Raw genomic sequence first — 11,399 nt, 5'->3', positions numbered from 1 at the left:
GGGGAGGGCCCCGGCGGGGCGCCCACGGTGGTGCCGGTGCAGCGCGGCGACGACCCGGCCGAGGCGCCCGGCGGAGAGCCGGAGCCGACGCCGCCGGGCGGCGCCGCGCGGGGCGGTGGGCGTAGCCCGCGCAGCGCCATCGGGCTGACCGAGCGGGAGCTTCAGGTGCTGCTGGGGATGGCCGAGGGGAAGAGCAACGCGGAGATCGGGCGGGAGCTGTTCGTGTCGGAGGACACCGTCAAGACCCACGCCCGCCGGCTCTTCCGCAAGCTCGGCGCCCGGGACCGGGCGCACGCCGTCGCGGCGGGCTTCCGCGCCGGCCTGGTCGCCTGACCGATCCGGCGCCGGCCCGTCACTCCTCGGCGGAGTCCTCGGTGCCCTCGGTCAGGGTGTCGTGCACGCCGTCGGCGTAGCCGCGGGCGTAATCCCAGCTGACGTAGTGGTCCGGGTCCGGGTCGTACGCCGGCTCGTGCACCCGGGGCCGGCCCGAGTTGAGCAGGTGGCGCAGGTTGCCGCGGAGCAGGTCCCAGTCGAAGTAGTGCGGTTCGCGGCAGTCCTCGCACTCGATGACGAGACCGCGCACCCCGATCGGCTGGAGCAGCGCCTGGTAGATCTCCAGGTCGGCGAGATCCTCCAGGACGTCCTGCCGCTCGACCTCGGTCAGCGGGTCGAGCGAATCGTCCTCGCGCGGGTCGTGCAGGCCGGCAGCCGGATCGGCCGGGTCGCCGTTGAACGGGTCGATGGGCTCGTCGTGCACCCCCTCACCGTAGTCCCCGCGAGGCCGGAAAGCCCGCCCACGGGCGGTCGCTGTGGCCCCGCCTACCCGGACCCGCCGCTGCCCGGGGCGGCCCAGCTCAATGGGTACGATGAAACGACGCGCCCGCACTGCGGCGTGCCCCGGTGCCCGCGCGCGCCGCCTCGCCGAAGCCCGTCCGAACCGCTCAGGGGAGCAATCGTGGAGAATTCGCCCAGCACCGACCTTCCTGCCGGCCTCAACGGCGGCGAGCTGGGCGGTCATCTGCCCGAGCTGCCGGCCGGCTCGGCGCGGGTGGTGCCGCTCGGGCTGACCTTCGACGACGTGCTCCTCCAGCCGGGCGAGTCGGACGTCGTCCCGAGCCGGGTCAACACCCGTACCAAGCTCACCCGCAGCATCGAGCTGGACATCCCGCTGCTGTCCAGCGCGATGGACACCGTCACCGAGGCGCGGATGGCGATCGCCATGGCCCGCCAGGGCGGCATCGGCGTGCTGCACCGCAACCTCTCCGTCGAGGACCAGGCGCTCCAGGTCGACCTGGTGAAGCGCTCCGAGTCGGGCATGATCACCAACCCGGTGACCGCCAGCCCCGACGACACCCTGCGCGAGGTCGACGCGCTCTGCGGCCGCTACCGCATCTCCGGTGTTCCGCTGGTCGACGGTCAGGGCCAGCTCGTCGGCATCGTCACCAACCGCGACATGCGCTTCGTCTCCGACCCGGCCACCCCGGTCCGGGAGATCATGACCCACACCCCGCTGATCACCGCTCCGGTCGGGGTGAGCAAGGACGAGGCGCTGTCGCTGCTCCGCCAGCACAAGGTGGAGAAGCTGCCGATCGTCGACGAGACCGGCAAGCTGCGCGGGCTGATCACGGTCAAGGACTTCACCAAGAGCGAGCAGTACCCGAACGCCACCAAGGACCCGGCCGGCCGGCTCCGGGTGGCCGCCGCGATCGGCGTGGGCGAGGACTCGTACAAGCGGGCCCGGACGCTGGTCGACGCGGGCGTCGACGTGCTGATCGTGGACACCGCGCACGGCCACCAGCGGGCCGTGCTGGAGATGGTCGCCCGGCTCAAGAAGGACGTGGCCATCGACATCGTCGGCGGCAACGTCGCCACCTACGCCGGGGCGAAGGCGCTGGTCGACGCGGGTGCGGACGGCGTCAAGGTGGGCGTCGGCCCGGGCGCCATCTGCACCACCCGGATCGTCGCCGGGGTCGGCGTACCGCAGATCACGGCGATCATGGAGGCCGCCCGGGCGGCCCGCCCGGCCGGCGTGCCGGTGATCGGCGACGGCGGTATCCAGTACTCGGGCGACATCGCCAAGGCCCTGGTGGCCGGCGCCGACACGGTGATGCTCGGCGGCCTGCTGGCCGGCTGCGAGGAGAGCCCGGGCGAGCTGCTCTTCATCAACGGCAAGCAGTACAAGGCCTACCGGGGGATGGGCTCGCTCGGTGCGATGCAGTCCCGCGGCCAGGCCAAGTCGTACTCCAAGGACCGCTACTTCCAGCAGGATGTGACCAGCGACGAGAAGCTGGTCCCGGAGGGCGTCGAGGGCCAGGTGCCGTACCGCGGTCCGCTGGCCCAGGTCGCCCACCAGCTCGTCGGCGGACTGCGGCTGGCGATGGGCTACTCCGGCGCCGAGAGCATCCCCGAGCTGCACCAGCGCGGCCAGCTGATCCGGATCACCGCGGCCGGGCTCAAGGAGAGCCACCCGCACGACATCCAGATGACCGTCGAGGCGCCCAACTACCACACCCGCTGACTCCCCCATCACCCCCGAAGACACCTGGAGTGACCCATGCGTGACGTGGTCGAGATCGGGCTGGGCAAGACCGCGCAGCGCGGTTACCACCTGGACGACATCGCGATCGTGCCGAGCCGCCGCACCCGGGACGTCGACGACGTCTCGACCGCGTGGCAGCTCGACGCGTACCAGTTCGGCATCCCGTGCGTCGGGCACCCGTCCGACGCCACCATGAGCCCCTCCTCGGCGGTGCGGCTCGGCCAGCTCGGCGGTCTCGGCGTGCTGAACGTCGAGGGCCTCTGGACCCGGTACGAGAACCCGACCAAGATCCTGGAGGAGCTGGCCGGCCTGGACGAGGAGGCCCGGGCCACCAAGCGCCTCCAGGAGGTGTACGCGGAGCCGATCCGCCCCGACCTGATCGCCGAGCGGGTCCGCGAGCTGCGGGCCGGCGGCGGCACGGTGGCCGTCCGGGTCTCCCCGCAGCACACCCTCGCGCTCGCCCCGGTGATCCTCGACGCCGGCGTGGACATCCTGGTCATCCAGGGCACCATCGTCTCCGCCGAGCACGTCTCCACCACCGACGAGCCGCTGAACCTCAAGGAGTTCATCGCCGACCTCGACCTGCCGGTCATCGTCGGCGGCTGCACCGACTACAAGACCGCGCTGCACCTGATGCGGACCGGCGCGGCCGGCGTCATCGTCGGCATCGGCGGCGACGACTGGTCGACCACCGAGTCGGTGCTCGGCATCCGGGTACCGATGGCCACCGCCATCGCCGACGCCGCCGCGGCCCGCCGCGACTACCTGGACGAGACCGGCGGCCGGTACGTGCACCTGATCGCCGACGGTGACATGCAGACCTCCGGCGACATCGCCAAGGCGCTCGGCTGCGGCGCCGACGCGGTGATGCTCGGCGAGCCGCTCTCGCTGTGCGAGGAGGCCCCGGCCGGCGGCGCCTGGTGGCACTCGGCGGCCAGCCACCCGTCGCTGCCGCGCGGCGCGTTCGAGGTGGCCGGCGAGCCGCTCGGCTCGATGGAGAAGCTGCTCTTCGGCCCCGCCGACGAGCCCGACGGTCAGCTCAACCTCTTCGGCGGCCTGCGCCGGGCGATGGCCAAGTGCGGCTACCGCGACCTCAAGGAGTTCCAGAAGGTCGGCCTGGTCCTCGACCGCTGACCGGAGGCGGACGCCGACGACGGCGCGGGTGCGGATTCCGTCCCACCCGCGCCGTCGCGCGTTCTAGGCTCGGCGGGTGACGCGGGGGTGGGGCTGGCCGGCGCTGGTGCTGGCCGTCGCCCTGCTGGTCGGCGGGTGCACCGGTCACGACGGCCGGTTCCGGCCGGGGGCGCCCGACGCCGGCGACCCGTACGTGCCGGGAGCCGGCAACGGCGGCTACGACGTCGACCACTACGCGCTGCGCCTGCGCTACGACCCGGCCGACGACCGGCTCACCGGCCAGGCCACCGTCACCGCGACCGCCACCAGCGGCCTGTCCCGGTTCCACCTCGACCTGGCCGGCCTCACCGTCGACCGGGTACGCGTCGACGGCGCCCCGGCGAAGCACCGGCGCGACGGTAACGAGCTGGTCGTCACCCCGGCCCGCGGCCTGCCGGCCGGGAAACGGTTCACCGTCGAGGTCGGCTACGGCGGGGTGCCGCAGCCGCTGCCCAACGGGGAGCTCGGCGACGGCGGCTTCCACGCCACCGCGGACGGGGCGATCGCGCTCGGCCAGCCGGAGTCGGCGAGCACCTGGTTCCCGGTCAACGACCACCCCTCCGACAAGGCCACGTACGACCTGGCGGTGACCGTTCCCGACGGGCTCGCCGCGTTGTCCAACGGCGTGCCGCAGGGGCGGTCCGGTCAGGACGGTTGGACCACCTGGCGCTGGGCCGAGGCGTCCCCGATGGCCAGTTACCTGACCACCCTGGTGATCGGGAACTACCGGGTCGCCACCGGCACCCACGCCGGCAGGCCGATGGTCACCGCGGTCGCCGCCGGGCTGCCCGCGAACGGGCCGGCCGCCGCGTCGGTGGCCCGCACCGGCGAGGTCGCGGACTTCCTGGCCGGCCGGTTCGGGCCGTACCCGTTCGACGCGTACGGCGGGATCGTGGTCGCGGACGAGCGGATCCGGTACGCACTGGAGACCCAGACCCGGCCGGTCTACGGGCCGGGCTTCTTCCGGGGGGAGGAGCCGAACACCGAGGTGGTCGCGCACGAGCTGGCCCACCAGTGGTTCGGCGACAGCGTGTCGCTGGCCAGGTGGCAGGACATCTGGCTCAACGAGGGCTTCGCCACGTACGCGGAATGGCTCTGGACCGAGCACGACGGTGGCCGCAGCGTCGCGGAGTCCTTCACCGCCGCCTACGCGGCCACCGACTGGACGAAACCCTCGCTGGACCCGGGCCGGGCGGCGTTGTTCGGCGACCCGGTCTACCGGCGCGGCGCGCTCGCCGTGCACGCGCTGCGCCGGGCGGTCGGCGACGAGACGTTCTTCCGGATCCTGCGCGGCTGGCTGGCCGAGCGGCGGGACGGCACCGCCACCACCGCGGACTTCGCCCGGTACGCCGAGCGGGTGGCCGGCCGTCCGCTGCGCCCGCTCCTCGACGCCTGGCTGGCGGGCGTGACCGCGCCGGCCCTGCCGTGACGCGCGCGTGACCGTCGGTCGGTAGGCTGCCGCGGGCGGAGCGGCCCGGGGCGGGTCGGCTCGCGCGCCCGGGGAGGGATCGAGACGATGGCGCTGGCGCGGCGGGGTGCACGACGACGACTCGGGCTGCTGGTCACCGGCGCGCTGCTGCTCGGCGGCTGCGGGTCGACCGACGCCGGATCGGCCGACCCGACGTCGGCCGCGCCGACGCCGAGCGCCTCCCGGAGCGTCGGGCCCGGCGCGGCGGGCGCCGGCGATCCCTACTTCCCGAGCTACGGCAACGGCGGGTACGACGTCCTCCACTACACCGTGAAAGTCCGCTACGACCCGGCGAGCGACCGGCTGAGCGGCACCACCACGCTGCGGGCCACCGCCACCGCCAACCTCTCCGCGTTCAACCTCGACCTGGCCGGGCTGACCGTCCGCTCGGTCACCGTGGACGGGGTGACGGCCCGGCACGCGCGCGCCGACGACGAGCTGGTCATCACCCCGGCCACCGCGCTGACCTCCGGGAACGGCTTCGTCGCGGAGATCCGGTACGACGGCGTGCCGGCCGCCCTGCGCAACGACGTGATCGGCGACGGCGGGTGGCTGCACACCTCCGACGGGGCCGTCGCGCTGGGCCAGCCGGAGTCGGCGAGCACCTGGTACCCGGTCAACGACCACCCCTCCGACAAGGCCACCTACGACATCGAGATCACGGTGCCGAAGGAGTTCACCGCGGTCAGCAACGGCGTCCCGAAGGGACGGACGGTGCGCGGTGACTGGGCCACCTTCGCCTGGTCCGAGGGCGCGCCGATGGCCAGCTACCTCACCACCGTGGTGATCGGGAAGTTCCGGGTCACCACCGGTACGCACAAGGGACGGCCGGTGTACAGCGCGGTCACCACGAAGGTGGCCGACGGCGCCCCGGACCGGTCGGTGGCCTGGACCGTCGAGGTCGCCGACTACCTGGAGAGCGTCTTCGGGCCGTACCCGTTCGACGCGTACGGCGGGGTGGTGGTGGCCGACGACCGGATCCGGTACGCGCTGGAGACGCAGAGCCGCCCGGTCTACTCGGCCGGGTTCTTCCGGCAGGGCGACAACACCGGGGTGGTCGCGCACGAGCTGGCCCACCAGTGGTTCGGCGACAGCGTGTCGCTGGCCCGGTGGCAGGACATCTGGCTGAACGAGGGGCTGGCGACGTACGCCGAGTGGCTCTGGGCCGAGCACACCGGCTCCTCGACGGTGCAGCACACCTTCGAGCAGAAGTACGCGACGGCGTCCGGGCAGGTCTGGCGTACCCCGCCGGGCCGGCCCGGGGTGGCGAACCTGTTCGGCCGGTCGGTCTACGACCGCGGCGGGATGACCGTGCACGCGCTCCGGGTGGCCGTGGGCGACACCGCCTTCTTCACCATCCTGCGCACTTGGGCGGCGGAGAAGAAGAACGGCAACGGCACCACGGCCGAGTTCGTCGCGCTCGCCGAGCGGGTCTCGCACAAGAAGCTCGACAAGCTCTTCGACGCCTGGCTCTACGGCACCGAGCGCCCCGCTGAGCCGAAACCCCTCTGAGTCACGTCCTGACCTTGAGCGACGGGTGCCCGGCGAGGAACGCGTCGGGCTTACCGGCGCGCAGCGCGGCGAGGAACTGACGGCCCACCGGCTTCAGCTGCTCGCCCCGGTACGATCCGCCGCTACCCACCGCGTCGCCGGGGAGCCCGACCAGGACGAAGCCGGTCGCCGGCACCCCGCCGAGGGCGTACGCGAAGTCGACCAGGCGGCGTCCGCCGCCGACGTAGACCAGGGTCCGGCCGAGCCCGGCGACCACCTGCTGGACCCGGTCCGGGTCCCGGGCCAGCCCCTGGTCGAGGATCTTCCGGGCCAGGGCGCGGATGAGCTGCTGCTGGTGCCGCTGCCGGGTGTAGTCGCCGCCGGCGGTGTACCGCTGCCGGGCGTAGTCCAGCGCCTGCCAGCCGGTCAGGTGCCGGTTGCCCGGCTGGTAGACCATCTGCGGCCCCACGTAGGTGCCGCCGACCCGGTCCCGGTAGCGCCCGTCGGGCCGGCGGTGGATCGAGGCGACCCGCTGGTCGACGTAGAGATCGACCCCGCCGAGGGTGTCCACCAGCTTGTCGAAGCCGCCGAAGGTGATCACCGCGCCGGCGTCGATGCGCAGGCCGGTGTACCGGCTGACCGTGCTGCGCAGCAGCTCGTACCCCTGGGCGGTGCTGGGGTGCAGCTTGTCGCCCGGGACCCGGCTGCCGTAGCTCATCGCGTGGGTGAGCTTGGTCCGGCCGCCGGGGTACCCGGCCTTCGGGTAGGGCGGGATGTCGACGACCAGGTCGCGGGGGAGCGAGAAGAGGTACGCCCGGTCCAGTCCGGCCGGCACGTGCAGGACCAGTACCGAGTCGGCGTGCGGCTCCCAGCCCGGCACGCTGACCCGGGTGTCCACCCCCACCAGCAGCAGGTTGAGCGGGCCCTTGAGGTCGGCGCCGGGGGGCGGAGTAGGGCTGGCCGGGCTGGCCGGGGCCGGTGGCGTCGACGGGAGGGCCGACGGGCTCGGGGTGGCGGAGCCGGCGACCGGGCCGGGTGCCGGTCGGGCGACCAGCCGGGCGACCACCACCGCACCGGCCGCGACCACCAGCACGGCCACCAGCGCCGCCAGTCCGAGCATCCACCGTCGTCGCATCGGTTCTCCTTCCGCCCGTACCCACTCGACGCGCGAGGCGTGCCGCCGGTTGCAGCGCTGGGAATCCGGCTCATCGAGCGCTCTGCATGATCTGCGAAAAACTCTTGCTGGCGCTATAGCTACCCGTCGGTAATGATGCGTTCATGCGGTACGACGTGGTGGTCATCGGTTCCGGCTTCGGTGGCAGCGTCACCGCGCTCCGGCTCGCCGAGAAGGGGTACTCGGTCGGTGTCCTGGAGGCCGGCCGGCGCTTCGCCGACGACGAGTTCCCAGAGACCTCCTGGCGGGCCCGGCGGTTCCTCTGGGCCCCGAAGCTCGGCTGCTACGGCCTGCAACGGATCACCCTGCTCCGCTCGGCCGACCGGAAGGCCGGCGGTGGTGTGCTGGTGCTCTCCGGCGCCGGGGTGGGTGGGGGCTCGCTGGTCTACGCGAACACGCTCTACGAACCGCTCGACGCCTTCTACACCGACCCGCAGTGGCGGGACATCACCGACTGGCGCGACGAGCTGGCCCGCCACTACGACCAGGCCAAGCGGATGCTCGGGGTCACCACGTACCCGATCCACACCGGCGCGGACCGGGCGATGCGGGCGGTGGCCGAGCGGATGGGGGTCGGGCACACCTTCCACGCCACCCCGGTCGGCGTTCACATCGGCCGGCCGGGCGAGCGGGTCGCCGACCCGTACTTCGGTGGCGCCGGGCCGGAGCGGACCGGCTGCAACCACTGCGGCGCGTGCATGACCGGCTGCCGGCACGGCGCCAAGAACACCCTGGTCAAGAACTACCTCTGGCTGGCCGAGCGGCTGGGTGTCCAGGTCCACCCGCTGACCACGGTGACCGCGGTCCGGCCGGCGGCCGGCGGGTACGACGTGCACACCGAGCGCACCGGCGCCTGGCTGCGCAGGCGCCGCCAGGTGATCCACGCCGACCAGGTGGTCTTCGCCGCGGGCGCGCTCGGCACCCAGCGGCTGCTGCACGAGATGCGGGCCACCGGTGCGCTGCCCGGGCTCTCGCCCCGGCTCGGCGAGCTGACCCGGACCAACTCGGAGGCGATCCTCGGCGCCTCGGTCGGGCCCCGGCAGGCCCGGGAGCGCGGGCTCGACTTCACCGAGGGGGTGGCGATCACCAGCTCGTTCCACCCCGACCCGCAGACCCACATCGAGCCGGTCCGGTACGGCAAGGGCTCCAACGCGATGGGCCTGCTCCAGTCGCTGCTGGTCGACGGCGGCCCGCGCCGGGTCCGACGCTGGCTGGGCAGCATCGTCACCCAGCCCGGCCTGGCCGCCCGGATGCTGTCGGTCCGCAACTGGTCGGAGCGCACCGTGATCGCCCTGGTCATGCAGTCGGTGGACAACTCGCTTACCACCCGGCTGCGGCGCGGCCCGTTCGGCCGGCGGTTGGTCTCCGGCCCCGGGCACGGGGCGCCCAACCCGACCTGGATCCCCACCGGCAACCAGGCGGTCCGGCTGCTCGCCGAGGAGATCGACGGCACGCCCGGTGGCGCGCTGACCGAGCCGTTCAACATCCCGATGACCGCGCACATCCTCGGCGGCGCGGCGATCGGCGACACCCCCGAGCGCGGTGTGATCGACCCGTACCACCGGGTCTACGGCCACCCGGGCCTGCACGTGGTGGACGGGGCGGCGGTCTCGGCGAACCTGGGGGTCAACCCGTCGCTGACCATCACCGCCCAGGCCGAGCGGGCGATGTCGTTCTGGCCCAACAAGGGCGAGGAGGACTCCCGGCCGCCGCTGGGTTCGGCGTACCGGCGGCTCCAGCCGGTCCCGCCCCGGGACCCGGCCGTCCCGGCGCACGCTCCCGCCGCGCTGCGTCCCTGAGCCGAGCGGACCCGGCTGCCGGGAGGCGGCGCGCGACACACCGGGGCGCGGCCCGGGGAGAGGGTGACTGTCGGTAGGCTTTCTGCACATGAGCACGCCTCGCCCCGTCCTCGTGGTGGACTTCGGAGCCCAGTACGCCCAGCTCATCGCGCGCCGGGTGCGCGAGGCGAAGGTCTACTCGGAGATCGTCCCGCATTCCATGCCGGTGTCCGAGATGCTGGCCAGGAACCCGGCCGCGATCATCCTGTCCGGCGGTCCGTCCAGCGTCTACGCGCCGGGCGCCCCGCAGATCGACGCCGGGATGTTCGACGCCGGCGTGCCGGTCTTCGGCATCTGCTACGGCTTCCAGGCGATGGCCCAGGCCCTCGGCGGCACGGTGGCGCAGACCGGCAACCGGGAGTACGGCGGCACCCCGCTGCACCCCCGCCCGGAGGCCGGCGTGCTGCTCCGCGACCTCCCGGACGATCTGCCGGTCTGGATGAGCCACGGCGACTGCGTCACCGAGGCCCCGGTCGGCTTCACGGTCACCGCGGCGTCGGCGGGCGCGCCGGTCGCCGCGTTCGAGGACCTGACCGGCCGCCGGGCCGGCGTGCAGTTCCACCCCGAGGTCGGGCACACCGCGCACGGCCAGGAGATGCTCACCCGCTTCCTCTACGACATCGCCCGGGTCGAGCCCACCTGGACGTCCGAGAACATCATCGACGAGCAGGTGGCCCGGATCCGGGAGCAGGTCGGCGACAAGGAGGTCATCTGCGGCCTCTCCGGCGGGGTCGACTCCGCGGTCGCCGCGGCGCTGGTGCACAAGGCCGTCGGCGACCAGCTCACCTGTGTCTTCGTCGACCACGGCCTGCTGCGGGCCGGCGAGGCCGAGCAGGTGGAGAAGGACTATGTCGCCGCCACCGGCATCAAGCTCAAGGTGGTCGACGCCCGGGAGCGGTTCCTCGGGGCCCTCGCGGGGGTGACCGACCCGGAGCAGAAGCGCAAGATCATCGGTCGGGAGTTCATCCGGGTCTTCGAGGCGGCCGCCCGCGAGATCGCCGCGCACGGCGACGTCGAGTTCCTGGTGCAGGGCACCCTCTACCCGGACGTGGTGGAGTCCGGCGGCGGCACCGGCACCGCCAACATCAAGAGCCACCACAACGTCGGCGGCCTGCCGGAGGACCTGAAGTTCGCCCTGGTGGAGCCGCTGCGCACGCTCTTCAAGGACGAGGTGCGCACGATCGGCCTGCAGCTCGGCCTGCCGGAGGCGATGGTCTGGCGGCACCCGTTCCCCGGGCCGGGTCTGGCCATCCGGATCATCGGCGCGGTCGACGAGGAGCGGCTGGCGGTGCTCCGCAAGGCCGACCTGATCGCCCGGCAGGAGCTCAGCGCCGCCGGCCTGGACCGGGGCGTCTGGCAGTTCCCGGTGGTGCTGCTGGCCGACGTGCGCAGCGTCGGCGTGCAGGGTGACGGGCGCAGCTACGGGCATCCCGTGGTGCTGCGCCCGGTCTCCAGCGAGGACGCGATGACCGCCGACTGGTCACGGCTGCCGTACGAGGTGGTGGCCCGGATCTCCACCCGGATCACCAACGAGGTCGCCGAGGTCAACCGGGTGGTCCTGGACGTGACCAGCAAGCCGCCGGGCACCATCGAGTGGGAGTGAGCCCGGCTCACGCCGCGGGCGGCGTCGGCGGCTGAGGCGCCGGCCGGGTCTCCGGCTCCGGCGTCGGCCACGGCGCCTCGGCCGGCTGCGGTGCCGGTCCGGCGGCCGGCGCG

Annotated in this window: 9 protein-coding genes; 7 read left to right on the top strand and 2 right to left on the bottom strand. The window is 73.5% G+C overall.

Translation table 11 applies throughout. The annotated features are described in order from the left end of the window. The coding region (locus ACWEVO_RS16495; RefSeq protein WP_452308384.1) for a response regulator transcription factor at positions 1-333 on the top strand (333 nt) is incomplete at its 5' end. 19 nt (positions 334-352) lie between these two features. On the opposite strand, the gene ACWEVO_RS16490 is transcribed toward ACWEVO_RS16495, so the two are convergent. After that, positions 353-757, bottom strand: coding sequence for a DUF5319 domain-containing protein (locus tag ACWEVO_RS16490; protein ID WP_452308383.1), 405 nt, complete (start codon positions 755-757; stop codon positions 353-355). Positions 758-955: 198 nt separating this feature from the next. On the opposite strand from ACWEVO_RS16490, the gene guaB reads away from it, so the two are divergent. The 4 genes from guaB to ACWEVO_RS16470 all read left to right on the top strand — a co-directional run bounded on the left by guaB (position 956) and on the right by ACWEVO_RS16470 (position 6,692). Continuing rightward, positions 956-2,518: an IMP dehydrogenase gene (gene guaB / locus ACWEVO_RS16485; RefSeq protein WP_452308382.1), complete on the top strand. Its 1,563-nt coding sequence runs from the start codon at positions 956-958 to the stop codon at positions 2,516-2,518. Between the two features lie 36 nt (positions 2,519-2,554). After that, positions 2,555-3,673: a GuaB3 family IMP dehydrogenase-related protein gene (locus tag ACWEVO_RS16480; RefSeq protein WP_452308381.1), complete on the top strand. Its 1,119-nt coding sequence runs from the start codon at positions 2,555-2,557 to the stop codon at positions 3,671-3,673. A 76-nt stretch (positions 3,674-3,749) separates the two neighbouring features. Beyond that, positions 3,750-5,141 (top strand): M1 family metallopeptidase, encoded by a 1,392-nt coding sequence (locus tag ACWEVO_RS16475; protein ID WP_452308380.1) that lies wholly within the window; start codon positions 3,750-3,752, stop codon positions 5,139-5,141. A gap of 87 nt (positions 5,142-5,228) precedes the next feature. Continuing rightward, entirely contained in the window at positions 5,229-6,692 is a 1,464-nt protein-coding gene (locus ACWEVO_RS16470; protein ID WP_452308379.1) for a M1 family metallopeptidase, read from the top strand. A 1-nt stretch (position 6,693) separates the two neighbouring features. Here the strand turns inward: ACWEVO_RS16470 and ACWEVO_RS16465 are convergent, their stop codons facing one another. Then, positions 6,694-7,806, bottom strand: coding sequence for an LCP family protein (locus ACWEVO_RS16465; RefSeq protein ID WP_452308378.1), 1,113 nt, complete (start codon positions 7,804-7,806; stop codon positions 6,694-6,696). A 143-nt stretch (positions 7,807-7,949) separates the two neighbouring features. Here ACWEVO_RS16465 and ACWEVO_RS16460 point away from each other — a divergent pair, with 143 nt between their 5' ends. Together ACWEVO_RS16460 and guaA are read left to right on the top strand one after the other, a co-directional pair. Next, positions 7,950-9,644, top strand: a complete 1,695-nt coding sequence (locus tag ACWEVO_RS16460; RefSeq protein ID WP_452308377.1) for an FAD-dependent oxidoreductase — start codon at positions 7,950-7,952, stop codon at positions 9,642-9,644. A gap of 88 nt (positions 9,645-9,732) precedes the next feature. Next, on the top strand, positions 9,733-11,286 hold the full coding sequence (gene guaA / locus ACWEVO_RS16455; RefSeq protein WP_452308376.1) for a glutamine-hydrolyzing GMP synthase: 1,554 nt from the start codon (positions 9,733-9,735) through the stop codon (positions 11,284-11,286). The last annotated feature ends 113 nt before the right edge of the window (positions 11,287-11,399 follow it).

The sequence above is a fragment of the Micromonospora sp. NPDC003776 genome, assembly GCF_053605645.1.
Note: the sequence above shows the minus strand (reverse complement) of the source record. Positions and strands in the feature narration are given on the sequence as shown.